At 64.6% G+C, this 24,773-nt stretch carries 21 protein-coding genes; 13 read left to right on the top strand and 8 right to left on the bottom strand.

The window, feature by feature from the left end:
• Nucleotides 1-19 precede the first annotated feature (19 nt).
• Nucleotides 20-1,489, top strand: a complete 1,470-nt coding sequence (locus O9320_03095) for a hypothetical protein (protein ID MCZ8309812.1) — start codon at nucleotides 20-22, stop codon at nucleotides 1,487-1,489.
• On the opposite strand, the gene O9320_03090 is transcribed toward O9320_03095, so the two are convergent.
• From O9320_03090 to O9320_03065, 6 genes are all read right to left on the bottom strand, one after another.
• Complete coding sequence (locus O9320_03090; protein MCZ8309811.1) at nucleotides 1,459-2,262, bottom strand: inositol monophosphatase; 804 nt, start codon at nucleotides 2,260-2,262, stop codon at nucleotides 1,459-1,461. The genes O9320_03095 and O9320_03090 overlap by 31 nt on opposite strands.
• 386 nt (nucleotides 2,263-2,648) lie before the next feature.
• Complete coding sequence (locus O9320_03085; protein ID MCZ8309810.1) at nucleotides 2,649-3,617, bottom strand: cation diffusion facilitator family transporter; 969 nt, start codon at nucleotides 3,615-3,617, stop codon at nucleotides 2,649-2,651.
• Nucleotides 3,618-3,622: 5 nt separating this feature from the next.
• The gene (locus O9320_03080) at nucleotides 3,623-4,255 is read right to left on the bottom strand and encodes a hypothetical protein (protein ID MCZ8309809.1); all 633 of its coding nucleotides are present in this window, start codon (nucleotides 4,253-4,255) and stop codon (nucleotides 3,623-3,625) included.
• 91 nt (nucleotides 4,256-4,346) lie between these two features.
• Nucleotides 4,347-5,474: an FAD-binding oxidoreductase gene (locus O9320_03075; GenBank protein ID MCZ8309808.1), complete on the bottom strand. Its 1,128-nt coding sequence runs from the start codon at nucleotides 5,472-5,474 to the stop codon at nucleotides 4,347-4,349.
• Between the two features lie 23 nt (nucleotides 5,475-5,497).
• Nucleotides 5,498-8,671, bottom strand: coding sequence for an efflux RND transporter permease subunit (locus tag O9320_03070; GenBank protein ID MCZ8309807.1), 3,174 nt, complete (start codon nucleotides 8,669-8,671; stop codon nucleotides 5,498-5,500).
• Between the two features lie 50 nt (nucleotides 8,672-8,721).
• Entirely contained in the window at nucleotides 8,722-9,846 is a 1,125-nt protein-coding gene (locus tag O9320_03065) for an efflux RND transporter periplasmic adaptor subunit (protein MCZ8309806.1), read from the bottom strand.
• 215 nt (nucleotides 9,847-10,061) lie between these two features.
• On the opposite strand from O9320_03065, the gene O9320_03060 reads away from it, so the two are divergent.
• From O9320_03060 to sthA, 12 genes are all read left to right on the top strand, one after another.
• Nucleotides 10,062-11,237, top strand: a complete 1,176-nt coding sequence (locus O9320_03060) for an EAL domain-containing protein (GenBank protein MCZ8309805.1) — start codon at nucleotides 10,062-10,064, stop codon at nucleotides 11,235-11,237.
• A 99-nt stretch (nucleotides 11,238-11,336) separates the two neighbouring features.
• Nucleotides 11,337-12,122, top strand: a complete 786-nt coding sequence (locus O9320_03055; protein ID MCZ8309804.1) for a phytanoyl-CoA dioxygenase family protein — start codon at nucleotides 11,337-11,339, stop codon at nucleotides 12,120-12,122.
• A 13-nt stretch (nucleotides 12,123-12,135) separates the two neighbouring features.
• Nucleotides 12,136-13,143 carry a 4-hydroxythreonine-4-phosphate dehydrogenase PdxA gene (gene pdxA / locus O9320_03050; protein ID MCZ8309803.1) on the top strand — a complete coding sequence of 336 codons (1,008 nt, stop codon included), beginning with the start codon at nucleotides 12,136-12,138 and terminating at the stop codon, nucleotides 13,141-13,143.
• Nucleotides 13,140-13,889 carry a pyridoxine 5'-phosphate synthase gene (locus O9320_03045; GenBank protein ID MCZ8309802.1) on the top strand — a complete coding sequence of 250 codons (750 nt, stop codon included), beginning with the start codon at nucleotides 13,140-13,142 and terminating at the stop codon, nucleotides 13,887-13,889. Before pdxA ends, O9320_03045 begins: the two co-directional genes overlap by 4 nt.
• Nucleotides 13,882-15,387: an FkbM family methyltransferase gene (locus O9320_03040; GenBank protein MCZ8309801.1), complete on the top strand. Its 1,506-nt coding sequence runs from the start codon at nucleotides 13,882-13,884 to the stop codon at nucleotides 15,385-15,387. The genes O9320_03045 and O9320_03040 overlap by 8 nt, the downstream gene beginning before the upstream one ends.
• A 56-nt stretch (nucleotides 15,388-15,443) precedes the next feature.
• The gene (locus tag O9320_03035; protein MCZ8309800.1) at nucleotides 15,444-16,373 is read left to right on the top strand and encodes a histone deacetylase family protein; all 930 of its coding nucleotides are present in this window, start codon (nucleotides 15,444-15,446) and stop codon (nucleotides 16,371-16,373) included.
• A 103-nt stretch (nucleotides 16,374-16,476) separates the two neighbouring features.
• Complete coding sequence (locus O9320_03030) at nucleotides 16,477-17,523, top strand: ABC transporter substrate-binding protein (protein MCZ8309799.1); 1,047 nt, start codon at nucleotides 16,477-16,479, stop codon at nucleotides 17,521-17,523.
• Between the two features lie 2 nt (nucleotides 17,524-17,525).
• Entirely contained in the window at nucleotides 17,526-18,347 is an 822-nt protein-coding gene (locus O9320_03025; GenBank protein MCZ8309798.1) for an ABC transporter permease, read from the top strand.
• Complete coding sequence (locus tag O9320_03020) at nucleotides 18,344-19,120, top strand: ABC transporter ATP-binding protein (protein MCZ8309797.1); 777 nt, start codon at nucleotides 18,344-18,346, stop codon at nucleotides 19,118-19,120. The genes O9320_03025 and O9320_03020 overlap by 4 nt, the downstream gene beginning before the upstream one ends.
• A gap of 73 nt (nucleotides 19,121-19,193) precedes the next feature.
• Nucleotides 19,194-20,219, top strand: coding sequence for a patatin-like phospholipase family protein (locus tag O9320_03015; protein ID MCZ8309796.1), 1,026 nt, complete (start codon nucleotides 19,194-19,196; stop codon nucleotides 20,217-20,219).
• Entirely contained in the window at nucleotides 20,219-20,659 is a 441-nt protein-coding gene (locus O9320_03010) for a CBS domain-containing protein (protein MCZ8309795.1), read from the top strand. The genes O9320_03015 and O9320_03010 overlap by 1 nt, the downstream gene beginning before the upstream one ends.
• Before the next feature lie 16 nt (nucleotides 20,660-20,675).
• Nucleotides 20,676-22,097, top strand: a complete 1,422-nt coding sequence (gene sthA, locus O9320_03005) for a Si-specific NAD(P)(+) transhydrogenase (GenBank protein MCZ8309794.1) — start codon at nucleotides 20,676-20,678, stop codon at nucleotides 22,095-22,097.
• Between the two features lie 13 nt (nucleotides 22,098-22,110).
• On the opposite strand, the gene O9320_03000 is transcribed toward sthA, so the two are convergent.
• Both O9320_03000 and O9320_02995 read right to left on the bottom strand, forming a co-directional pair.
• Nucleotides 22,111-23,268 carry a serine protease gene (locus O9320_03000; GenBank protein ID MCZ8309793.1) on the bottom strand — a complete coding sequence of 386 codons (1,158 nt, stop codon included), beginning with the start codon at nucleotides 23,266-23,268 and terminating at the stop codon, nucleotides 22,111-22,113.
• A 48-nt stretch (nucleotides 23,269-23,316) separates the two neighbouring features.
• Nucleotides 23,317-24,561 carry a hypothetical protein gene (locus O9320_02995; protein MCZ8309792.1) on the bottom strand — a complete coding sequence of 415 codons (1,245 nt, stop codon included), beginning with the start codon at nucleotides 24,559-24,561 and terminating at the stop codon, nucleotides 23,317-23,319.
• Between the last annotated feature and the right edge of the window lie 212 nt (nucleotides 24,562-24,773).

Genomic DNA, 24,773 nt, shown 5'->3' with positions numbered 1-24,773 from the left:
TGCGGGCCGGACTATAGGCGTGGAGGCACCCCTCTTGCCAGCCTGCGGTTTGCCGCGCGACACTGGCTTTCTCGTGCCGCGTCCTATTCCTCCACATGGTTTGGCCGACCGCTTGGCCGTTTGGCTGCCGGTGGCGCTTACATTCGCAACCCTGCTGCAGACGGCGGTCGGTTTTGCCGTTTTGCGCCCGCTCACCTTGCCGCTTTTGGCGCTATGGCTGGTGGCGATTGCTGCCCGCATGCGTGCGACCGAACGGATCTTCGCGGCAGCGGCGTTGGGCAGTTGCGTGCCGGTCGTGTGGCTCGATCCGCATTGGCCGCAGACTCTGGGCACCGCCTTGGACCGCGCCACGGTGTTCGTGGCTTTGCTCACGGCGCTTGGCCTGCTGCGCGATGCCGCGCGCACCTCGGCGGCCGTGCGGCGCTGCGGCGCTTGGCTCATCGCCCAATCGCCGAGCCGGCGCTTTTTGGCGCTCGCCCTCGGCGGCCACGGTTTCGGCATCGCCCTCAATATGGGGGCGGTCACGCTGCTCGGCACGCTCGTGAACCGAGCCAACACGCTGCAGGCGGCGGGCGGCGACGCCGGCATTGTGGCGATTCGCGAGGAGCGCATGAACGTAGCGCTGCTGCAGGGCTTTTTCAGCATGCTCGTATGGTCGCCGATGGCGATCTCGGTGGCGTTTTCGCTGGCGATGGTGCCGGGCGTGAGTTGGTTCGACATGGGCCCGCCCGCAGCAGCGATGGCGGCGCTCTTCATCGCGATCGGCTGGGCGGTCGACCGCGTCCGTTGGCCGCCGTCCAAACGCCGCGCCCCGCCGCGAACCGAACCTATCCCGCCCGCACGCCAGGCAGCCCCGATGCTGTTCATCATCGCGGGCCTGGTGGCGAGCGTGCTCACGCTTAAAGCGGTCAGCGGCATGGGCATGGTCGAGGCGATTGCCTGGGTCGCCGCCTTGTTCGCCCTCTGCTGGCTCTGGTTGCAGTATGCGAATCTAGGTTTCGTGCGTGCCACCAGCATCTGGGGCTTGCGCCTGCGCCGCCATGTTGCGGCTTACGTACCGGACATGCGCGGCGAACAGGTGGTGCTGGGGGCCTCGAGCGCTTTGGGCGTCACACTTGCGGTCCTGCTCAAAAGCCTCGGCGTGTCGGCCTTGCTCGATGCGCTCGCCTTGCCGGGCCCGGTGCTGGCCCTTGCGATCGCTCTCTTCATCATCGTGGGCTCGCAATTCGGCATTGTGGCGCTGATCACGAGTGCGATCGCGGGCGGTGCTGTGCTCGGCATGCAGGCCTCGCCGCTGTCCGCCCTCGGGCTCGTACTTGCGATCCAGGTCGGCTGGGCTTTGTCGGCAACCCTGTCGCCCTATTCGGGCGGCTCGATGATTCTGGGCCGCATTCTGGGCCGTAACCCGACCATCTTCGCGCGCTGGAATCTGCCGTGGGCGGTCGTATGCTTGGCCGCCTACGGTGCGTTGCTCGCGGCGTTTTCCTGATCGGCCAGCACGGAAGCGATATCGTCCCACGCTTCTTGCGTTGCCGCCTGCAGCAGAGGCCCCACATGGCGGCGCACGTCGTAGGCGCTGCGGTCGTCCATGAAGGCGGACACGCCGCCCATCTCGGCAACGGCAAGGCAGCCGGCCGCATGGTCCCACGGCAATGCGCGCGTGAACACGCCGAAGCCGATGCGCCCGCGCGCAAGGTCGAGATAGACCGCACCCGCACAGCGCTCGTCCACGAATCCGGCGAACCGCTCGCTCTCAACCGCGCGCTTGCGCAGCTTGTTGCCGTAGACCGCCCCGACCGTGCCGCCGGCAAGCTTTGCAGGTGTGCCCCGAAACTGCGCACCGCTCCCGCGCACCGCAACCAGAAGATCGCCCGAGAGCGGTTCGTAGATCCAGCCCGCCACGGGTTTGCCGGCGATCGCCAACGCAACGATCGTGCAGAAGGGCCGCCGGCCTTGCGCGAAATTGCCCGTACCGTCGAGCGGATCGACGATCCACACCGGTCCCACCTCGGCAAGGCGGTCGAGCACGTTTGCGTTTTTGGCAACGGCTTCCTCGCCGACCACGACGCTGCCGGGCAGAATGTCGGCCAACGCGCGCTCGAGCAGCGCTTCGGCCTCGAGATCGGCGGCCGTCACGTAGTCGCTAGGGCCTTTGAGCGCGATTTCGTGCGCCGCCAACGCCTGATAACGCGGCACGATCGCGGTTGCCGCAATCTCGGCAATCCGCGCCGAAACCTGATCAATGGCAGCAGCTTCAAGCATGCCCCGGGGGTACCCCAGCCCAGGCCCCAGGGCAAGGCCCAACCGCCCGAAATAGGTGACCAAACGCGACAAACAGCGACCGTCGCCTAATCAAACCATTGATATTCCATAGATGTAACCACGACGACGATTGAAGGTTACATGTTGCAAGACCCGCGTTTGAGCGGGATCCGCTTCGTCTTTCTTCACATGTCAAACAGCAGACGCGGCCGGGGATAAACCCAGCAGCGATGCTTGATCAAAGCACGGGAAAATGTTTATTTCAAGAACTAAGCAAACATACTGTTAAAGGATAAATTACCATATCCTCCAATCGCCTTCCACTCGACCCAGATGGAGCCGAGGTCGCGATCAAAAAATTTTGCGTCGGGCGCCTGCGTGCCGCTTTACGCCGCACCGCAGGCGGCGAGTGCGCACGCACTTGCATCCGTCTCGATTTGAATGGTCGCGTGGGCAATCGAAAAACGCGTGCGCAATTGCGCGCAGAGTGCCCCCAAAAACGCGTCGCCGGGCGGGCCTGCGGGCATCACGAGATGGGCCGACAACGCCGTTTGGTCGGTGCCGAGCGCCCAGATGTGCAGATCGTGCAGGCCCGCGACGCCGGGCTGGCTTGCGAGGAATGCGCGCACGTCGCCCGCGTCCACGTTTGCGGGCACGGCCGCCAGCGACAACGCCACGCTTTCGCGCAGCAAGCCCATGGTGCCCCACACGATCGCCGCACAGATCGCAAGGCCGACCGCACCGTCGATCCAGGCCCAGCCTGTCAGCAGTACGGCAAGCCCGCCGACCACCACACCGGCCGAGATCGCGGCGTCGGCCAGCATGTGTAGGTAAGCACCCCTGATATTGAGATCGCCTTTGCGCCCGCGCGCGAACAGCCACGCGGTCGCCCCGTTGATCGCAATGCCGATTGCCGCAACCGCCATCACGGTGGGGGCCGCCACTTCCACGCCTGAAGGATCGAAAAGGCGCTGGGCCGCCTCCCACGCGATTGCGCCGACGGCGATGAGCAAAAACGCCGCGTTGAACAAGGCCGCAAGGATCGAACTTGCGCGCAGGCCGTAGGTGTAGCGCGCCGAAGGCCTGCGCCGTGCAAGCACGGTCGCAAGCCACGCCACGCATAGGCCTAGCACGTCCGAAAGATTGTGGCCCGCATCGGCCAGCAGCGCCATCGAGTTGGCGACAATGCCGTAGCCCGCTTCGACGATCACAAAGCCGAGATTGAGCGCAATGCCGATCGCGAACGCGCGGCCGAAACTGGCAGGCAGATGCGCATGACCGTGGCCGTGGTGGTCATGGCTGTGATGATCGTGGCCGTGATGGTCGTCGTCGTGGCCATGATCCTTCGCGGCCATTGTTGCTACTCGACGCGGAAGGGTTTTTGGCGCGCGGTCTGGCCGAATTCGTCGATGAGGGCGCGCGCCATCGAGCCGTAGGCGCTGGTCTCGTCGCCGGGGGCGCCCAGCAAGGTGGCCGTGCCCTGCCACAGCCTTGTGCCGCGCGCATCGTCGAGCGAGATCACCATCGTGTACTGCACCGAGCCCGAGCTGCCGAGTTCGGCACGGCGCGGATTGACGAGGCTGTCCTCGGAATTGGAATAGAGATTGAGGCGCAGGCGTGCGTCGTTGCGGTCGGCTGTGAAACTGCCGATGCCCTGCGGCGGCCCTGCGCGCCCGACCTGGCGCACTTCGATCTCGAAGCTCAGCGAGAGGTCGGCTGCCTTGTCTTCGATGCGCCGACCTTTGCGCTCCACCGCGCGCTCGATCTGCGTCTGCAGGCGCCGGTTTTCGCGCGTGTCGTCGTAGGGGCGCACGCGTACCGAGCCGGTCGCGGGCACGTCGCGATAGGCTTGCGCGTTGAGCCGGCCGGGTGCGCGCAGATCGACGGTTTCGCCCGGCGTGGGCGAAGGGGCGGCGGGCGTCGTTTGGGCCGAAGCGGGGGCCGCACCGGCAACAGCAAGAAAAACAGCAAAAACAGAGAGCATCGGGCGCATCGGCAATATCCGGGCAGGCTTTTCGAATCCAACTTTCCCAATCTAGCGCTTATCGGGGTACGTGCGCGCGGGGTTTTTCGCGCGCAGACGATCAACGGCTCAGGCGTGCGGGCGAAAAATCGGCCCACGCGAAGCCGGCCGCGATCAAGTCGGCGGGCAGATCTTCGCCGCGCACGCCGGCCGCGACGATGCGGCCCGTGGCGGGGCTGGTCATAATCCCGTAGCCGCCCAAGGCGGCCGCCCAATGGAAGCCGGGGATTGCCGGATCGGGCCCCAGCACCGGGCGGCGGTCGGCAACAAAGCAGCGCAAGCCCGCCCATTTGCGTTTGACGGCGGCAACGCGCAGCCGCGTCGCCGTTTCGAGCCGGTCGATGCACGTCGCAACATCGATCTCTTCGGCTTGCGCGTCGCACGGCGGGGACGGCGTTTCGTCGGCGGGCGAGGCGAGCAGCAGGCCCGCATCGGGCTTGAAATAGAAGGCCTCGTCGATCTCGCAGACCATCGGCCAGGCGTGCGTGGGGCCAGCGTCGGCGGGGGCCGCGAACACGAGGGCCGTGCGCCGGCGCGGCTCGATGTCGATGGATGCCGCACCCGCAAGCGCTGCGATTACGTCGGCCCAGGCACCGGCCGCATTGACGATGTGCGCGGCTTCGAAATCGCCTGCTTCCGTCGCGATGCGCCAGCTCGATCCGGCGCGTTTGAGGCCGCTCACGGCGGCGTTGCATACGATCGTGCCGCCCGCCGCCGCAAATTTGCGCAAGTAGCCGCGATGGATCGCGGCGACGTCCATGTCCATGGCACCCTTTTCGTAGAGGGCGCGGTCGAGCCAATCGGCATCCAGCGCCGGGCACAAGGCGACGGCTTCGCGGCGCTCGATTTCGACGACCGTGCCGGGCAGGGCGTCGATCAGCGCCTTGTCGATCGAGGCACTGGCGGCGGCGGCGGCGGCAAACACGACGCCGCGGGGCTTGAGCAACGGATGCTCCGAAAAACCCGGCGGCGGATCGGCGAGGAAGGCGCGGCTGGCATTGGCAAGCTTGCGGATTGCGGCGGGCCCATAGGCTTCCTCGAACACGGCGGCCGAGCGCCCGGTCGTGTGGTAGCCGGGCTGGCTTTCGCCTTCGAGCAGCAGCACGCGATGCGTGGCGCCGAGCGCCATCGCGGCCGAAGCGCCGACGATGCCCGCACCCACGACCGCAACGTCGAAGCTTTGCGCCACGCGCGTGCCCGTGCGCAGCCGCTTTACTCGGCCGCGTGCGGCGTGGGGTGGGCACCCTTGTGCGACCGCTCCTGCTGCGCCAGACGCTGGGCGATGGCGCCTGCGGGCTTGGTGAAGCGGGCGAGCAGCAGATAGAGGCACGGGATCACGAAGCTTGTCAGCACGGTCGCGAACGACACGCCGCCGATGATGACCCAGCCGATCGCCTCGCGGCTCTCGGCACCGGCGCCGCGCGCGTCGGCGAGCGGGATCGCACCGCACACCGTCGCGATTGAGGTCATCAGGATGGGGCGCAAGCGTGCGACCGACGCTTCGAGCACGGCCGAGCGCACGTCGGCCCCTTCGTCGCGCAGCTGGTTGGCGAACTCGACGATCAGAATCCCGTTCTTGGCCATGAGTCCGATCAGCAGGATCATGCCGATCTGGCTGTAGACGTTGAGCGAGATGCCGGTGAGGTACAGCGCACCCAGGCCGCCCGTCAACGCGAGCGGTACGGCCAGCATGATGATCAGCGGATGGATCCAGCTTTCGAACTGGGCCGCAAGCACCAGGAACACGACGAGGAGGGCCAAGCCGAAGGTGAAGTACATCGACGAGGCCGATTCCTTGAACTCGCGGCTCTGGCCGAGATAGCCGATGCGCACTTCCGGCGGCAGCACTTCGCGCGCGAAGCTCTCCATGAGCGTCAGCGCTTCGCCGAGCGTGAAGCCCGGTGCAAGCGAGGCCGAGATCGTGATCGCGCGCAGACGGTCGAGGCGGTTGAGTTCGGCGGGGCCGGCGGCTTCCGTGAGCGTCACGAGCGTCGATAGCGGGATCAACTGCTGCGTGGTGCTCGATCGCACGAATACGTTCGCAAGGTCGCTCGGCGTGGCGCGGTCCGCGAGCCGTGCCTGCAGGATCACGTTGTACTCTTCGCCGCGATCGACGTAGGTCGACACGTTGCGCGCGCCGAACATCGTCTCCAGCGTGCGGCCGATCGTCTCGATCGACACGCCGATGTCGGCGGCGCGCGCCCGGTCGATGCGCACGCGCAGTTCGGGCTTGGTCTCGCGGTAGTTGGAATCGACGTTGAGGAAGCGTGGATCCTGCGCCGTGCGCTGCATCAGGAGATCGCGCCAGCCGCGCAGCGTTTCGTAGTCCGAGCCGCCGAGCACGAACTGGATCGGCGGCTGGAAGCCGCGCTGGCCCAGCGACGGCGGGTTGATCGCAAACGCGCGCACGCCCGGCAGGTTGGCGATGCGCGGGAAAATCTCGCGCACGATCTGCTGCTGCGTGATTTCCTTGCCCTCGGGCGGCGGCGCACCCGTCTCGGAGCCCGGATAGCGCTGGCCCCACGGCTTCAGGCGCAAGAACAGCAGCCCCGAATTGACGGGCGCCGGGCGCTGGAAGCCGGGTGCGATGTTGCCCATGATGACGGCAGCCTGGCCCTTGTCGATATAGGGCTGCAGGATGCTTTCGATCTGGCGCACGGCATCGGACGTGTAGGAGAAGGAAGCGCCCTCGGGCGCGGTCACCGGGATCACGACGTTGCCGCGATCTTCGGTCGGCGTGAACTCCTTGGGCAGCACGGCCCAGAAGCCGTAGGCGGCAGCGCACAGCGCAAAGCCGATCGCGAGCACCAGCACGGGTGCCCGCAGCGAGCGCTCCAGCATCCAGCGATAGACGTTGTTCATGCCGACGAAGACCTTCTCGGTCATCGTGTAGAACTTGCTTTCGCCCGCATGCGCCACGAGCAGCTTCGAGCACATCATCGGCGACAAGGTCAGCGCCACGAGGCCAGAGAACAGCACGGCGGCGGCAAGCGAAATGCCGAACTCCGTGAACAGCCGGCCCGTGTTGCCTTCCATGAACGACAGCGGCAGGAACACGGCCACGAGCGTGAGCGTGGTCGCGATGACGGCGAACGAAATCTGGCGCGCACCGCGCACGGCGGCCAGCAGTACGGGCTCGCCTTTTTCAATGCGCGCATGGATGTTCTCGAGCACGACGATCGCGTCGTCCACGACGATGCCGATCGCGAGCACAAAGGCGAGGAGTGTGAGCACGTTCAGCGAGAATCCGAGGGCACCCAGCACGATGAACGAGCCGATGATCGACACCGGAATCGCGACCGCCGGAATGATCGTAGCGCGCCACGAGCGCAGGAACACAAAGATGACGGCCACGACAAGAAGAATGCCGATGCCGAACGCATGGTAGACCTCGTAGATCGACTGTTCGATGAACACGGATTCGTCGTAGCCGATCAGAAAATTGATGCCGTCGGGGAAGGTCTCGCGCAGGCGGTCCATCTCCGCTTTGACGCCTTTGGCGACCGACAGCGTATTGCCGGTCGACTGGCGCAGAATGCCGAGGCCGACGGCCGTGTTGCCGTTGGCGCGCAGGCCCGAGCGTTCGTCTTCGGCCCCCACTTCGACGCGCGCGACCTCGCCCAAGCGGATCTGGTAGCCCTGGCGCGTGGCGACGATGACGTTGTTGAACTGCTCGACATTCGACAGGCGCGAGTCGGTTTTGACGGTGAGTTCGCGCTGCGTGGATTCGATGCGGCCCGACGGCAGCTCCACGTTCTGGCGCCGGATCGCGGCTTCGACGTCGTCGACCGTGAGGCCGCGTGCGGCGAGCGCTTGGCGATCGAGCCACACGCGCATCGAGAAGCGCCGCTCGCCCGAGATGTTGACCTGGGCCACGCCCGGCACGATCGACAGACGATCGACGAGATTGCGGCGCGCGAAATCGGTGAGTTCGAGCTGGTTGTAGCGTTCCGAATAGAGCGTGAACCACACGATGGCGCGCTGGTCGCCGTCGACCTTCGCGATGATCGGATCGTCCACGCCGTCGGGCAGGCGCGCGCGCACGCGCGCCACGCGGTCGCGCACGTCGGCCGAGGCCGCGTCGATGTCGCGCCCGAGGCGGAATTCGATCGTGACCGACGAGCGCTCTTCGCGGCTCTGCGAGTTGATCGACTTCACGCCCTCGATGCCGGCGACCGCCGCTTCGATGATCTCGGTCACGCGCGTTTCGACGACCTGGTTGGCAGCGCCCTTGTAGACCGTGGTGACCGACACGATCGGCGGATCGATCGCCGGATATTCGCGCACCGGCAGGCGGAAGAAGGCCGCCACGCCGAGCACCACGATGAGCAGGCTGATCACCGTCGCGAAGACGGGGCGTTTGATCGAAACGTCGGACAGAAGCATGTTTTTTCCGCTTTGTGCTGTGGGAGGCGGGAAAGACGACGCGCGAGAGCTCAGGAAGCAGGCGGGGTGAAGGGGCGGGCGGCGACGGGCAGGTTCGGGCGCACGCGCTGCAGGCCGCGCACGATCACGGAATCGTCCGCACCGATGCCGCTCAGAATCTCGACTTCGCCCTGCATGCGCATGCCGAGCTTGATTTCGCGGCGCTGCGCGCGGCCGTCGACGACGATGAACAGGAACTGGCGCACGCCCTCGGCCACAAGCGCGTCTTCGGGCACCACGAGCGCGTTTTCGCGCGTGGCGACCGACAGCGAGATCGTCAGGAACATGCCGGGCTTCAAGAGCCCTTCAGTATTGTCGAACGAGGCGTTGAGGCGCACCGCGCGCGTGGCGGGATCGATGCGCGTGTCGATGGCGCTGACCTCGCCCTTGAAGTCGCGGCCCGCGAAGGCCGGCGTGATGCCCGCCACCGGCAGGCCGACGCGCAGCTGCCCCAGGAACTGTTCGGGCACCGAGAATTCGATCTTGATCACGCGCACGTCGTCGAGCGTGGTGATCGGCGTGCCCGCCTGCAGCAATGCGCCGAGGCTGACCTGGCGCAGGCCCACGCGGCCCTCGAAGGGGGCCGTGATGCGGAAATCCTCGAAGCGCGCATCGGCCGCACGCAGGCGCGATTCGTTCTGGCGCACGCGGCCTTCGGCGGCGCGCAATTGGCTTTCGAGCTGGTCAACGCGCGCTTCGGGCGCGTTGCCGCTCTGGCGCAGCGCACGCGCGCGATCGAGCTGCTGGCGGATTTCGTCGGCGAGGGCGCGCGACTGCGCGATTTCGGCGCGCACGGCCTCGGTGTCGGCGGCGCGCTCGCGGCTTTCGAGTTCGATCAGCACGGCCCCGGCCCGCACCGTCTGGCCTTCCTGGAAATTGATGCGCGCGATGTTGCCGGTCTGCTTGGCGGCGACGACGACCGATTCGTTGGCGCGCGCCGTACCCACGGCCTCGACCTTTTCGACCACCGACTGGCGCTTTGGTTTGATGTATTCGACCCCGACCGCGGGCGCTTGCGGCCGTGCGGCCGGTGCGGCGGCAACGGCCTGGCCGCCCATATTCTGGTAATAATACCAACCGCCGCCGCCGGCAGCGCCGAGAACCGCGATGATGGCGAGTTGGGTGATCACGCGCATGGTCTGGCTGCCTTATCTGCGAACGTGCTCAAGAGATGAGCGGACCTGACTACCGTCGTAGTGTGTTGAATTCAGGCCAATGCTAGCAATCCCCGCGCCAAGCGTGGCAGAGTTTGCATACCACCTATGCCATGCGGAAATCATGTAATGTGTCGAACGGCGAAAGAAAAGGGCTGCTTCGGTAACAGGACGTAATAGATAAGGTAAATCGCGCAATGACAGAGTCGCTTGCCCATCGGCACTTTGCCGCCGGTCATGTTTTGTTCGAAGCCGGCGATGCAGCGGATGCCGCTTACATCGTTGAAAAAGGCTGGGTCGAGATTTTCGTCCGCAATGCGGGCGATGTGCAGCGCCTGTCGCTGTTGGGGCCCGGCGAAATTTTCGGCGAGATGGCTCTCGTCGACGATACGCCGCGCTCGGCGGGCGCCCGCGTACTCGAAGACGCCGATTGCGTGATTGTCGAGCGTGCACAAATCTTGCGCGAGATCGACCGCGCGACGCCTTTGATGCAGCTGCTTTTGCGCACGCTGATCTTGCGTCTGCGCGCGGCGAACACAGGCGCGCAAATCTGGGCGAATGCCGTGATCCCCGACGTGACGGCCCAGGCGATGGCGCACATCAAGATCGAACACGAGGTGCGCCAAGCGCTCAAAGGCGGCGAGATCGCAGCCTATCTGCAGCCGATCGTGCGGCTCGACGACGGCGTGCCGATCGGCTTCGAAGCATTGGCGCGCTGGCACCATCCGCGCTTGGGCGTGCTGGGGCCGGAGGCGCTACTGCCGGCCGTGGCGCGCGCAGGGCTCGTGGAAGCGCTCGACCTGCTGGTGGTACGCGAGGCGGCGACCATGGTGGGGGCGCTCAACCGGCGCCTCACGCTCGCCGGGCGCAGGCCGGTGTTCGTCGCCGCCAATTTCGGTGCCGCACATTTCGCCGATCTGCGCCTTGCCGCACGGCTTGCCGAAATCCTCGAAGAAGCGCAGCTACCCGCTGAGCGGCTCAAGATCGAGATCACCGAATCCACGCTGATCTCCAATCCCAAAGCGGGCGAGGCGTTGGCGCAGCTGCGCAATCGCGGCATGTCGATCAGCCTCGACGATTTCGGCACCGGCTATTCGGGCCTGTCGTATCTGTCAAAATTCCCGATCGACTATCTGAAGATCGACGGCAGTTTCGTGGCCGCCGCCCTCGACGAACGCAAATCCGCCGACATTCTGCGCGCGATGCTTGCACTCGGCGCCCAGCTCCAAATCGACGCGATCGCCGAAGGTATTGAAGACGAAGCGCAAGCCGCCCTGCTTCGCGAAATGGGCTGCCTCTACGGCCAAGGCTATCTCTACGGCCGCCCGCTGCCCGCCAACGAAGCCTGTGCCGCCGTGTTCGACCGCAGCTGAGGGCGCTGCAAAATTGAAGGCGTGCGCGGAATTGTCGCGAAACAATTGAGTTCCAAGGGGTTCTTTTGTTTGGGGCGCAGTTCGACTATCTCTTTTCACATGGTCGAAAACGCCGCCCGCGCCCAAACGTCTTTGTTCACGCCCGCCGAACTTCGGCAATTCGCGACCGATGGCTACGCGATCGTGCGCGGGCTTGCGTCGAGCGATCTGTGCGCGCGCATTCGCGATGCGGGCGCGCGCGACCTTGCGGCGGCAAAAGCGCCGCTCGAATACGAAGCAAGCGTCGGCTATCCAGGCGCACCGCAATCGCTCGACGCGGCCGGCGGGCGCACGGTGCGGCGCCTCTTGGGGGCAGTCGACCGCGACGATGCGATGCGCGACTGGGCATGCGGGGCCGATGCCGTCGCGCGCATGGCGCAATTGCTTGGCGGCCCGCCCGTGATGTCGCGTGCCCACCACAATTGCCTGATGACCAAACATCCGGATTTCGGCAGCCAGACCAATTGGCATCGCGACATTCGCTACTGGTCGTTCGCACGGCCCGAGCTTGTGTCGCTGTGGCTCGCCTTGGGCTCCGAGCGGCCTGAAAACGGCGGGCTGTTCGTGCTGCCGGGCACGCATGTGCTCGAGATCGAACCCGAACGCTACGACGCCGCGAAGTTTCTGCGCCCCGATCTTGCCGCCAACCAGGCGCTCATCGCGACCAAGCGTGCGGTCGAACTCGACGCGGGCGACGCGCTGTTCTTCCACAGCCGCCTCTTCCATGCGGCGGGGCGAAACGCCTCGAGTGCCGTCAAATTCTCGCTCGTCTTCACCTATCGGGCGGCCGACAATGCGCCGCTCGCGGGCACGCGTTCGGCCGCCAGCCCCGAGATTTTCCTGTGACCGAGAGTCTCCAGTGACATTGCCACTTGCCCTCACGATGGGCGAGCCTGCCGGGATCGGCGGCGAGCTTACCTTGCGCGCATGGCTTGCGTTGCGCGGCATAGGACCTGTCTTCGTGGCCCTCGATGATCCCGCACGGCTTGCGGAACTCGCAAAGTTGCTTGGCCTCGACGTTTCGATTGAAATTGTCGCGTCGGCCGCAGATGCCGCCGCCGTGTTCGCGCGCGCTTTGCCGGTGCTGCCGGTGGCGCTTGCCATTCCTGCGCGCGCAGGCCATCCGGATCCGGCGAATGCCGTCGCCACGATCGCGTCGATAGATCGGGCGGTCGCGTTGGCGCTGGCGGGCGAGGCTGGCGGCATCGTCACGAACCCGATCCAGAAATCCAATCTCTACGATGCGGGCTTCGCCTATCCGGGCCACACCGAATATCTCGCGGCCAAAGCGGGCGACGTGCCCGTGGCGATGCTGCTCGCGTGCCCGCAATTGCGCGTCGTACCCGTGACGATTCATTTGGCGCTGCGTACCGCCATCGCAACGCTTTCGACGGACGCGATCGTGGCGACGGCACTGCTCGTCGCCAAAGGCCTGCAGCGCGATTTCGGCATCGCGCGGCCGCGTTTGGCGCTCGCCGGCCTCAACCCGCATGCGGGCGAGGCGGGCAGTATGGGGGCGGAAGACGCCGCCATCGTGGCCCCGGCCGTGGCGCAGTTGCGCGAACGCGGGATCGACGCGGTCGGCCCCCTGCCGCCGGATACGATGTTCAGCCCCCGCGCGCGCGAAGGCTACGACGTCGCAATCTGTATGTACCACGACCAGGCTTTGATCCCGCTGAAGACGCTCGACGTCGACGGCGGCGTGAACGTCACGATGGGTCTGCCCTTCGTGCGCACGTCGCCCGACCACGGAACGGCGCTCGACATTGCGGGCAAGGGGCTTGCCCATCCGGGCAGTCTGCTGGCGGCGTTGCGGCTGGCGGACGAGTTGGCGACAAAACGGGCGACAGGAGCACGGACCCCATGAACAAGCTGCGCTTGGGCTTCAATTGCGACCATGTGGCGACGTTGCGCAACGCGCGCGGCGGCCTCTATCCCGATCCGGTTGCGGCCGCCAAACAGGCGATCGCGGCGGGCGCCGACGGCATCACCGCACATTTGCGCGAAGACCGGCGCCACATTCGCGACGCCGACATGCGCCGCTTGCGCGCCGAGATTGCCGCCCCGCTCAATTTCGAAATGGCGGCGACGGCCGAGATGCTGTCGCTCGCGTGCGAACTCAAGCCGCACGCAAGCTGCCTCGTGCCGGAGAAGCGCACCGAGGTCACGACCGAAGGCGGGCTCGACGTGGCGGGGCACTTAAGCGAACTCGGGCCCTACGTTGCCAAGCTCAAAGCCGCGGGCATTCGCGTGTCGATGTTCATCGACCCCGACCAAGCCCAGCTCGACGCTTCCGTAGCTGTGGGCGCACCGGTTGTGGAACTGCACACAGGTGCCTACGCGCACGCGCACAGCGAAGCGGCGGTGGCACGCGAACTCGCGCGCCTGCAAACGGCTGCCGCGTACGCCGCCAAAATCGGTCTCGAATGCCATGCCGGCCATGGCCTCACCTTCGATAATGTCGGCCCCGTCGCCGCAATCCCGGAACTGGTCGAGCTCAATATCGGCCATTTTCTCGTCGGTGCTGCCGTGTTCGAAGGCCTCGACGCTGCGATCGGCAGAATGCGCGGGCTCATGGCTGCGGCGCGCACGCCGAGGCGCACCGATGGCTGAAGTGCCGATCCCGTTTCTCGGCCGCAACGCCCCGCTCGACGTGCGCACCAATTACGGCGTCGACATTGCCGTCGAAGACGACCTGCGTTCGATCATGAGTTTTGCGCTGCTCGAGCGCGAGGCCTGGTTCGAGGACGAGGTCGCGTTTCTGCAGCGCGCCTTGCCGAAGGGTGCCTACATCGCCGATGTCGGGGCCAATGTCGGCGTCTATTCGGCAGCCCTTGCGCATGCGGCGGGCCCGCACGGCCGCGTGGTCGCGGTCGAGCCGCATCCGGTGGCGGGCGCCTTGTTGGCGCGCAACGCCGCTGCGGCATGCCAAGCGCCGATCCATGCCGAGCGGCGGGCGGTTGCGGCAGGTGCCGGGCGCCAGTCGTTTCGTTTCGGCACCAGCAGCGAATTGTCGGGCTTGGTGGATGGCGGCGGCGATATCGAGGTCGAAACCGTGGCACTCGACGCGTTGATCGGCGATCTCGGTTGGCCGCGGCTCGATTTTCTGAAAATCGACGTCGAAGGCGCCGAAGAGGCGGCACTTGCCGGGGCGGCGCGTACGCTCGCTGATGCTGATCCGGTGGTGATGCTGGAGGTCAACAATTGCGGCATCTTCGATTTCGCGCCGCTGGCCACACTCGCCGCGCACGGCTATGTGCCCTACCGGCTGGTGCCGGGGCTCGACATGCTGGCGCCGATGCCGCAATCGAAGGACCTCGTGTCGTTGAACGCGTTTGCGGTGAAGCCGACGCGCGCGGCCGAACTTGAGGCGCGGGGGTTTCTTGCGACCCGCGTGCCCGATGCGGCGGATGCGCAAGCGGTGCCGCAGGCCGAAATCGATGCGGCCTTCCTTGCCTATGTCGAAGCGCTCGCACCCTTCCGCCAGAACGCGGCTCTTGCGCGGCGATGGCGTGCGGCTTTCGCAAGCCCAGCCGCGCGCGATTATCTTGCGGGCTGCGCCGACCTGGTCGCCGCGCGCAACCAAGCCCTTGCCCCTTGCGTGCGCGCGGGTTTGCTCGAACGCGCGCAGAAGAACCTCGTGGCGGCCGCTCGTGCGCGGCCGTCCGCCGCGCGCGCCACGAGCCTGCTCAGCTGCATGCTGGCGCTTGGCAACCAAGCGGCGGTGCGCTCGATGGGGCAGTCGCTGCTCGACGCCGCGACCGGTCCTGCCGATTTCACGCCCGACGAGCCGCTCGTTGTGCCGTTCGCGCGGTTCGAAAGCCTTTGTCGCGGCGGCGATGCGGCGGCGTGGCTCAAAGCTGTGGCGTTCACCTTCTGCCTCGAGCAGTACGACTACACGACCAAATTCATGCCCGACGCGACGCTGCAGCTGGCTGCGGAGATCGCCGAGCTCGGCTACGCGTCGGCGGCAAGCGAACGGCGCCGACAGCTGTGCGCGATGGTCCTGGGGCGACAGACCGGCCCCGTCGCGTCGCCTTTGTTCGACGGCACGGATGAAACCTTCCGCAATCGCGATTTGTGGCGGGTTGCGGTCGCCGACCGCCGGTAGCCCCCGATTGGCATTTGCCCGCCGATGCGCCACACTGGCGCAAATCGGGGGGAAACATGGCAACTCAGCTCATCACGCATCCGGCGTGTCTGGACCACGATCCGGGCAACCACCATCCGGAGAATCCGCGCCGGCTTGCGGCCGTCTTGGCCGCTCTCGACGATGCGCGCTTCGGCGGGCTTGAGCGCGTCGCGGCCCCGCGCGCCAGCGACGACGCGTTGTGCCTCGTGCATCCGCGCGCTTTTGTCGAAGCCGTGCTCGGCGCCATTCCGCCGATGGGCCGCCACCAGATCGACGGCGATACGATCGTCTCGCCCGGCTCCGAGGATGCGGCTTTGCGTGCAGCTGGGGCCGTGATCGCAGGCGTGGATGCCGTGTGCGGCGGGTCCGCGCGCAACGCCTTTGCCGCCGTGCGCCCGCCCGGCCACCATGCGGAGGCGGCGCAGGCGATGGGCTTTTGCATCTTCAACAACGTCGCCGTGGGGGCGCTGCATGCGCGCGTCAAACACGGGCTGCGGCGCGTGGCCGTGATCGATTTCGACGTGCATCACGGCAATGGTACGCAGCATATGTTCGAAAACGATGCCGATCTTTTCTACGCGTCGAGCCACGAATGGCCACTCTATCCAGGCACGGGTGCGAGCGACGAAACCGGACGCTTCGGCAACATCGTGAACGCGCCCTTGCCGAGCGGCTCGGAGGGGCTCGCCTTCCGCCGCGCGTTCGAGACCAAGATACTGCCTGCCCTCGATGCGTTCGCACCCGAGTTGGTGATGATCTCGGCCGGGTTCGACGCGCACGAGGAAGACCCGCTTGCGAGCCTGCGCCTGCACGAAAGCGACTTCGCCTGGGTCACGCGCGCCCTGATGGACGTGGCCAACCGCCACGCCAAGGGCCGCGTGGTCTCCGCGCTCGAAGGTGGCTACGACCTCGATGCGCTTGGCCGCTCGGCGGCCGCGCATGTCGAAGCGCTGATGGCCGCTTGAGGTGGTTAGAATAAGTACGCGACCGCTTTAGAAGAACTGTCTGTCGGCAGTACGAGCCCGCCTGTACGCGTGTGGCCCCCCAATCGGATTTTCGAGGGTTGCCATGAGCGTTTCTTCGCGTCGCGTATTTCTGGGCGGTGTCGCCGCCGCTGCCCTTGCAGCCCCGGCCTTGCGTGTGCAGGCGGCGCGTGCGCAAAGCGCGCGCCCGCTGCTGCGCGCAGGATTCATCCCGGTCGTCGGTTCGGCCCAGCTCTTCGTGATCGACCAGGAAGGTTGGGCCAACGCGGCCGGCATCGATCTCAAACTGTCGCAGTTCGATTCCGGCCCCAACATGATCCAAGCCCTCGCCTCGGGCACGCTCGACGCCTATTGGGCGGGCGTGGGCCCGCTCGGCGTGGCGCGCGAACGCGGGCTCGACATTCGCGTCGTCATCGCAACCGCGACCGAAGAGCTCGCTTTCGTGGCCGGCGGAAAGTTGCAGCCGTTCTTCGCTTCCAATGCCGCGCCCGCCGACGCATTCAAGCGCTTCTTCGAGGCCAACAAGCGGCCGGCACGCCTGGCAACGCAGCCCGCAGGCTCGGTGCCCAACAGCATCCTGCAATACTGGCTGTGGGAAGTGGGCAAAGTCGACAAGGCGCATGTCGAGATCGTCGCCATGGGCATCGACGCCACGCAGCAGGCCGTGCTGGCCCAAGCGGTCGACGGGGCCACGGTGCGCGAGCCTGCCCTTACAATCATCCTCGACCGCGCGCGCGATGCGCGCCTCGTGGCGTCCGGCGGCCAGATGTTCCCCGACCAGCCGGGCGGCGTGTTTGCGCTGACGGGCGGGTTCATCAAGCGTGCACCCGATGCGAGCCAGAAGCTCGTGGACCTCACGGTGCGCGCCACCAAGCTGCTGCGCGAGGATCCCGACCGGGCAGCGCCGCATGTGCTGAACGCGCTCGGCAAGGGCATTGTCGATCTCGACACGATGAAGCGCGCTTTGCGCTCGCCAGGTGCCAAATTCGCCGACAATCCCGAGACGATCGTCGCGGCCACGTCCAAGCTGCAGGATTTCCAGGTCAAGATCGGCGCCTTGCAGCGTGCTGCCTCGCTCGACGGGCTGTTCGATGCGAGCTTCTACCGCCGCGCGATCGCCGCCCAAGGTTGACGATGCCCGACGCTTCTGGCCATTTCGCAGCACCGGCTCCGACCGTGCAAACCGCGCGCGTGCGCGATCGGCTGTGGCCGTTCCCGGCACCTGTGTGGGGCCTTCTCGGCCTTGCGCTATTGCTTGGGGTCTGGGAAGCCGTGCCGCGCTTGGGCCTCGTGCCGATCATGCTGCTGCCCCCACCCAGCGCAATCCCATCGGCGTTCTGGCGCGAGCTCACGAGCGGGGAATGGCAGCGCGCGATATTCGCGAGCCTCGGCCACTACACGATGGGTCTGGCGATCGGCTCGATCGGCGGCATCGTGTTGGGCGTGGCGGCAGGTGCGTCGGCGCGCGCGGATGCCGCACTCGCCTATGTCGTGCGCATCCTGCGGCCGATCCCGGGGCTCGCTTGGGTCCCGTTTGCGATCATCTGGTTCGGCGTGAGCACGGGTGCCGCCACATTCATCGTCGCGGTCGGCGTGTTTTGGATCAATTTCTTCGCGGCGCTGAGTGCGGTGCAAGCGGTCGACCGCGATTTGGTCGAAGTCGCCGACGCGTTCGGCCATGGCAGTTTCTTCGGGCGCCTGACCAAGGTGATCTTGCCGGCCGCGTCGCCTGCCATTCTCGGCGGCTTGCGCACCGGCTTGGGCCAGGCCTGGATGGCCGTGGTGGCGGCCGAATTGTTCGGGGTGCCCGGCCTGGGCCAGCGTATGATGCAGGCTTCGAGCCTGCTCGCGATCGAACTCGTCGTCGTCTACATGCTGACGATGGCGGCTCTCTACGGCGCCATCGATTGGGGCTTCGTCAAATTGCGCGACCGTTTGCTGCGGTGGAAACCATGAGCAATCCTGCCATCGTCGTCGAAAATCTCGGGCTCGCGTTTCCGGCGCGCGCGAATTCAACGCCCAGCGTGATCTTCGAGAATTTCGATATCGAGGTCGCGCGCGGCGAGTTCGTGGCGATCGTCGGCCGCTCGGGCGTCGGCAAGTCGACGTTGCTGCGCATCTTGGCCGGACTTGCGGCCCCCAGTGCCGGTCGCTTCGAAATCGACGTCGATAGTCGTGCGGCGTTGCGCCCCCCCGGCCTCGTGTTCCAGGACAGCCGCTTGCTGCCCTGGCGGCGCATTGCGGCCAACGTGGCACTCGGGCTCGAAGGTTTGGGCCTTGCGAAGCATGAGCGCCATCGCCGCGCTTTGGCCGCTCTCGAACGCGTCGGGCTCGCGGCCCATGCCGAGAAATGGCCGCACCAGCTTTCGGGCGGCCAGCGCCAGCGTGTGGCGTTGGCGCGCGCTTTGGCGGTCGAACCAGCCTTGCTGCTGATGGACGAGCCGTTCGGCGCCCTCGACGCACTCACGCGTCGCACGTTGCAAGACGAACTGCGCGACGTCGCAACCGCGACCGGCAAGACCGTAATTTTCGTGACGCACGATGTGGAAGAGGCGGTCTATCTCGCCGACCGCGTGGTGGTGCTGGCCGGTTCGCCCGCGCGCATTGCGGGCGTGCATCGCATCGACCTGCCAGCCCCGCGCAGCCGCGAGGCAGCGGCCCAATCCGCCCTCGTGGCCGCCATCCATGCCGCTCTGGACGGCGTTCCGGCTCCGGTCTTGGCGACGTAATCGTTACATTTCAACTCCTTATCTAGCCCTGGGCGCGTTCTCTGCTAGAGTACCGGCAGGGAAGGTAGGGACGATGTCCGAGGGGCGGAAAAATCTGACGTTGGCGCTGCAAGGCGGGGGCTCGCACGGGGCGTTTACCTGGGGCGTGCTCGACCGTCTGCTGGAAGACGACCGGATCGTGATCGAGGGCATTTCCGGCACGTCGGCGGGGGCCATGAATGCGGCCGTCGTGGTGGCCGGTATGGCCGAAGGCGGCGCACCGGCCGCCCAAGCTTTGCTCGAGCGTTTCTGGGAACAGGTCGCCGAGAGCGGGCGCTATTCGATCTTCCAGCCCTCGCTGTTCGACCGCATGTTCGGCAACCCGGCCAATCTCGATTTTTCGCCCTTCTACCAGGGCTTCGATCTGCTCACGCGCACCATGTCGCCCTACCAGCTCAATCCGCAGGGCACCAACCCGCTGCGCGAGGCGCTGACCAAGCTCATCGATTTCGAAAAGGTGCGCGGGGCCGACGGCGTCAAGCTGTTCATCTCGACGACCAACGTGCGCACCGGCAAAATCCGCGTGTTCCGCAACCACGAGCTTTCGGCCGACGTGCTGCTCGCCTCGGCGTGCCTGCCGCATCTCTTCCAGGCGGTCGAGGTCGAGGGCGAGCACTACTGGGACGGCGGCTTCATGGGCAATCCGGCGATGTTTCCGCTGATCTACAATTGCCGCGCGACCGATGTGTTGCTCGTCGAGATCAATCCGATCCGCATCGAAGAGCTGCCGACGACCGCGCGCGGCATCGCCGACCGCATGAACTCGATCAGCTTCAACGCCACGATGATGCGCGAGATGCGCACGATCGCCTTCGTCACGCGCCTGCTCGAGCGCCATCGCCTCACCGGGCGGTCGGGGCTCCGGCGCATCTTCTTCCACATGGTCCAGGCCGAGGAAGAAATGGCCGCGTTCGGCGTGTCGTCCAAATACAATCTCGACTGGGATTTCCTGTGCACCTTGCGCAAGCTCGGCCGCGAACGCGCCGACCAGTGGCTTGCCGCCAACTTCGACGTGATCGGCACGGACTCGTCGGTCGATCTCGAGAAGCTATTTTTCTGATGATCCAGACCGAACGCACCGTCGTCCCGCACGCCGTCTCCGAACAGAGCCTGGCCACACTCGAACCCGGCGCCACGATCGTCGAGGCCGCGCGCATGATGGCGTATTTGCGCATCGGCGCTTTGATGGTGGTCGAGGGCGAAAAGCTCGTGGGTATTTTCAGCGAGCGCGATGCCCTCACGCGCGTGCTCGCCAAAGAGCTCGATCCCGCGACGACAACGCTCGCCGACGTGATGACGCCCGATCCGATCACGATTGCGCCCGACGCGACCGTGCAGCAAGCGCTCGACATCATGGCGGCCAAAGGCTTCCGCCATCTGCCGGTGATCGAGGACACGCGCATCGTGGCGATCGTGTCGATCCGCGATCTCTACCGCTCGGTCAAAGACCAGATGGAATCCGACATTCTGCTGCTGGCCGAAACGCTGCTGCAGGGCTAACCGATACGAGGCGAAGATGGGTACGACGGAAAACGGCAATTACGACTACGACCTGCTGGTGATGGGCTCGGGGCCCGCAGGCCAAAGAGCCGCCATCCAGGGGGCCAAACTCGGCAAGCGCGTGGCTGTGATCGAGCACAAGGCCGTGGTCGGGGGGGCGTGCATCAATACCGGCACGATCCCGTCCAAGACCTTGCGCGAAGCGGTGATGCATCTGTCTGGCTACCGCGAGCGCAACGTCTACGGCGCTTCCTACCAGGTCAAACAGAACATCACGATGGAGGATCTGCTCTACCGTGCGTCGGCCGTGATCCAGGCCGAGCTCGACGTGGTGCGCCACCAGATGCAGCGCAATGGCGTCGAGCTCATCGTCGCGGACGCCAAGTTCGCGGGCCCCGAAACGATCGTGCTGACCGGGCTCGACGGGCGGGGGCGGCGCGAAGTGCGCGCGCGCTACGTCGTGATCGCGACGGGCACGGCTGCCACGCGCTCGAATTCGATCCCGTTCGACGGCCAGAACATCATCATCAGCGACGACATTCTGGGCCTCGCGAAGCTGCCCAAATCGCTGTGCGTGATCGGGGCGGGCGTCATCGGCCTCGAATACGCGACGATGTTTTCAACGCTCGGCGTGCGCGTGACGGTCGTGGACAAGCGCGAGCGCCTGCTCGATTTCGTGGACCACGAAATCACCGACATCCTCGTGTACCAGATGCGCAAGAACCGCGTGACCTTGCGCTTGGGCGAAGAGGTCGAAGGCATCGACACGGTCGAGGACGAAGAGCACGGCCTGCGCGTGCGCGTGAAGCTGCGCTCGGGCAAAACCATCCTCACCGAAAAAGCGCTCTATTCGATCGGCCGCACGGGGGCCACGCACGCGCTCGACCTGCCGGCCGCCGGCCTCGCAGCCGACAGTCGCGGCCGCGTGACGGTGGACGAACACTACCGCACGTCCGTGCCGAACATTTTCGCGGCCGGCGACGTGATCGGCTTTCCGGCCCTTGCCTCGACCTCGATGGAGCAGGGCCGTCTTGCCGCGTGCCACGCGTTTGGTGTCGCGACCAAATCGGTGCCCGAGCTGTTCCCCTACGGCATCTACACGATCCCGGAAATCTCGACCTGCGGCAAAACCGAAGAAGAGCTCACGCAAGAGGGCGTGCCCTACGAGATCGGCAAAGCGCGCTACCAGGAAATCGCGCGCGGCGCCATTATCGGCGACAAGATCGGCATGCTGAAGCTCCTGTTCCACGTCGACACGCGCAAGCTCTTGGGCGTGCACATCATTGGCGAGGGTGCTTCCGAACTCATCCATATCGGCCAAGCCGTGATGGCCTTCGACGGCACGGTCGACTATTTCGTGCGCACCGTCTTCAACTATCCGACGCTCGCCGAATGCTACAAAACGGCGGCCTTCGACGGGATCAATCGGTTGGGGTAGGGAAGCTCGGGATTCATTGGCCAGCTTGGCTAATTATGCGGCTGATCCAATCGAAATGCAGCGCAACGTTGGTGTACATTCCTGGAATGCCTCGTTGCCCACATCCGAACCCAAAACTCACAATTCCGACAAGTGCCGGTTCACGACTCGGATGTTGAAAAGAAACGAGCGGACCCCCCGAATCGTTTGTGCATGCATCACCGCCGTCGGAGCCGAGCGCGCAAACAAAGTGATCGCTTGCGTGAGCTCCAACGAAAGGCATCGATCTACACCTTTCGGTCGTGATCGCATCGACAGATGTAAAAAGTAAATTTGGACTGCGTACAATTTGTGCTCTAATTCTTGGTTCTTGGCCGGGCTTGGCGGGTACGACATGTCCCCAGCCTGATACTTGAAGCTGCATTCCGTCGCGAACAAGACGGACAGCTTCGCTTGCAGGTAAGTATCTTATTGGCTTTGCAGTTTGGTTCAGCATGATTGGTTTTTTAAGTTTAAGTAGCGCAATGTCATTTCGGTAAGATTGACTCGATCCTGTCGCTCCCGGGGGGGCGTGTTCGAATCTTTCCGAAAGAAATACCTTCTCGATCTCGACTTTTTGAACGTTGCCTTTCTCTAAATCTGCTGTCCCGTAGCCGACAAATGTCGATTCCTCGAAATCGGCTCTTCTAATGCCATTGAAGCAATGTGCAGCGGTGACAACCCAGGTGGGAGCAAGGATAGATCCTCCACATCTTTGAGAATCCAGATTGGATCTGAAGTTCTTCTTGTCAATTAGCGCAACTTGCCAAGGGATGTGCTCCTCTGGAGCGGCTATGGACCCGGGTCCAACAACTCGTGCTGCACCGGCATTCCTGTTGGAAATCGTCCAGAGATTTAAGATTTCATTGAATGAACCGGAGACAACAATACTTCCGTTTGAAAATCGTCGGCCAATACGATTGAGATAATTTACTAAATCCTGGTTTAGCGGTGTTGCATATTGTGAATTCTCCAAATTCCCAAGTTGCCGAAAAATGATTTGAAAGTTGTTTACACGCTCGACGACATACGTTGGCGACCCTACTACCTCCTGGCCAAAAGTGGGTGATGCGAAGGGATCAATTATCGAACTCATTAGCAGCGTCCCAACGAAGAGTCCTAAGTGCAGAAATTTTTTCAATTTTTTATTCATGGAAATCCTCTCATCGTCTTTAAAATTGTCTATTCTCCGACGTTACTCTTAGACCGGACACGCCTTGAAGGTTTCGTTAATTGTGAGAGCGCGAGTGGAACGATCTGCGAGATTACGCGAAGCGTCCGAGAGTTGATTTGATAAACGCGCCATTTTTTGCGCCACTTGAAGTGCGTTTGCGTCTAGTGTCGCTTGGTCAGGTGCAGAGTCTCCGCTCCTCTGCGCCGCGATTGTCCTTGACTGTCCCGTATCTGGTGACGCTTGAGGCAGATTTAACGTACCGCTGCGAATCGCGTCTCGATTTGAGGACAATTGTGCCGCCGCGACGGCGCCCGCTAGCAACTCTGCACGAGCGGCAGCTAAATCTTGGGTGCCTGTTACTATGATTTGGAGGATTTTGCTTTGGATCGCAGAGAAAACGCTATCAGCAGTATCGGGTGCGCGAATCACGGCGTCGGACGCGTCTGATGCTATACGCTGGGCATTTTTGGCGGAAGCGAAGGCTTCTTGCAAAGCGGTCTGCGCAACAGAGAAAGCCGCTGCAACACTGGGCGTGATGCCGGTAGGTATTGACATAGCGACTAGCTCTTTGTTTTCGGATATATCGACAATGTTAGACACTTGTTGCTTGTCGTCTTTAAGGACGTCTGCTGCGATACCAGCTACGATTTTTTTCGTGGCATTCGCGTTATCTTGATTTGGAGGGGCGGCAACAGGGCTTGCCGGTGCACCGCCGGTAGCCGGTGCGGCTCCGATATTTGCAGTTGTCGCGCCAGTGACTGCAGTCGCGGCGCCAGTATTGCCAACTGCGTTACCTGGAGTTGATACTTTGTCTCGGATAGCTTCTTCTTTTGTAGGAAGCAGTTCGACAAGTTTCTCAAAATTTTGGATTGCACACTCAGTTGAAGTTAACCCTTTCAGGTTAGCTTGAATCCGCGTCTGCGGCGAAACATAGACCCGATATGCACCAACCGCCCCGGTCGCGAGTCCAAGCCCGATCGTCAGATCTGTCGATCCCTTGTAGACGACCGACGCCAGCGTCCCAGCGGCCAACCCGATCAGCGGGATATCGATCCAACGCTGCTCTGTCATCGCGGAATTGATCTGTTCGCTATAGTGGCCCTTTAGCCCCTTGGCGTATTCTCTAATGCTCTCGACCTCAACTGTTGACTGAAGTCTCTTCGCTGGCGGTTTTTGGGTGTAATAGATCTTGTCCGTCGTAACGCACCCCGCCGTTGACAGCGCAACCGGAATCAGGAGACACGGCGCGAACTTAAGAAAACGGGTCGGCATGCGGGGCTCCTGTTTTTGTGGTTTTTTTACGGACGTTTGCACGAGCTTCTTTTGGACGATGCAATCGACGCAATAAAAATTATACGGGAAAGGCGTGTTTTTCAGAAATTCATACGCCTGTAGTCGCGAAGGTCGAGCGACGGTTCGAGCGCTCGCGACCGGCCATGGCCTCCGCCCCCACCCCCCGCCTTGCCTCCGGGCGGCCTCCCGCC

Origin of the sequence: Magnetospirillum sp. (assembly GCA_027532905.1) — a bacterium.
Taxonomy (GTDB): domain Bacteria; phylum Pseudomonadota; class Alphaproteobacteria; order CACIAM-22H2; family CACIAM-22H2; genus Tagaea.
The sequence above is the reverse complement of the archived record's forward strand: the minus strand, read 5'-3'. Positions and strand labels throughout refer to the sequence as shown.

What these genes read in the sequence shown, in the direction of transcription:
- O9320_03090 (MCZ8309811.1), bottom strand. Translation starts at nt 2,262, where the DNA reads ATGCTTGAAGCTGCTGCCATTGATCAGGTTTCGGCGCGGATTGCCGAG.
- O9320_03085 (MCZ8309810.1), bottom strand. Translation starts at nt 3,617, where the DNA reads ATGGCCGCGAAGGATCATGGCCACGACGACGACCATCACGGCCACGAT.
- O9320_03080 (MCZ8309809.1), bottom strand. Translation starts at nt 4,255, where the DNA reads ATGCGCCCGATGCTCTCTGTTTTTGCTGTTTTTCTTGCTGTTGCCGGT.
- O9320_03070 (MCZ8309807.1), bottom strand. Translation starts at nt 8,671, where the DNA reads ATGCTTCTGTCCGACGTTTCGATCAAACGCCCCGTCTTCGCGACGGTG.
- O9320_03065 (MCZ8309806.1), bottom strand. Translation starts at nt 9,846, where the DNA reads ATGCGCGTGATCACCCAACTCGCCATCATCGCGGTTCTCGGCGCTGCC.
- O9320_03060 (MCZ8309805.1), top strand. Translation starts at nt 10,062, where the DNA reads ATGACAGAGTCGCTTGCCCATCGGCACTTTGCCGCCGGTCATGTTTTG.
- O9320_03055 (MCZ8309804.1), top strand. Translation starts at nt 11,337, where the DNA reads ATGGTCGAAAACGCCGCCCGCGCCCAAACGTCTTTGTTCACGCCCGCC.
- O9320_03045 (MCZ8309802.1), top strand. Translation starts at nt 13,140, where the DNA reads ATGAACAAGCTGCGCTTGGGCTTCAATTGCGACCATGTGGCGACGTTG.
- O9320_03040 (MCZ8309801.1), top strand. Translation starts at nt 13,882, where the DNA reads ATGGCTGAAGTGCCGATCCCGTTTCTCGGCCGCAACGCCCCGCTCGAC.
- O9320_03035 (MCZ8309800.1), top strand. Translation starts at nt 15,444, where the DNA reads ATGGCAACTCAGCTCATCACGCATCCGGCGTGTCTGGACCACGATCCG.
- O9320_03030 (MCZ8309799.1), top strand. Translation starts at nt 16,477, where the DNA reads ATGAGCGTTTCTTCGCGTCGCGTATTTCTGGGCGGTGTCGCCGCCGCT.
- O9320_03025 (MCZ8309798.1), top strand. Translation starts at nt 17,526, where the DNA reads ATGCCCGACGCTTCTGGCCATTTCGCAGCACCGGCTCCGACCGTGCAA.
- O9320_03020 (MCZ8309797.1), top strand. Translation starts at nt 18,344, where the DNA reads ATGAGCAATCCTGCCATCGTCGTCGAAAATCTCGGGCTCGCGTTTCCG.
- O9320_03015 (MCZ8309796.1), top strand. Translation starts at nt 19,194, where the DNA reads ATGTCCGAGGGGCGGAAAAATCTGACGTTGGCGCTGCAAGGCGGGGGC.
- O9320_03010 (MCZ8309795.1), top strand. Translation starts at nt 20,219, where the DNA reads ATGATCCAGACCGAACGCACCGTCGTCCCGCACGCCGTCTCCGAACAG.
- sthA (MCZ8309794.1), top strand. Translation starts at nt 20,676, where the DNA reads ATGGGTACGACGGAAAACGGCAATTACGACTACGACCTGCTGGTGATG.
- O9320_03000 (MCZ8309793.1), bottom strand. Translation starts at nt 23,268, where the DNA reads ATGAATAAAAAATTGAAAAAATTTCTGCACTTAGGACTCTTCGTTGGG.
- O9320_02995 (MCZ8309792.1), bottom strand. Translation starts at nt 24,561, where the DNA reads ATGCCGACCCGTTTTCTTAAGTTCGCGCCGTGTCTCCTGATTCCGGTT.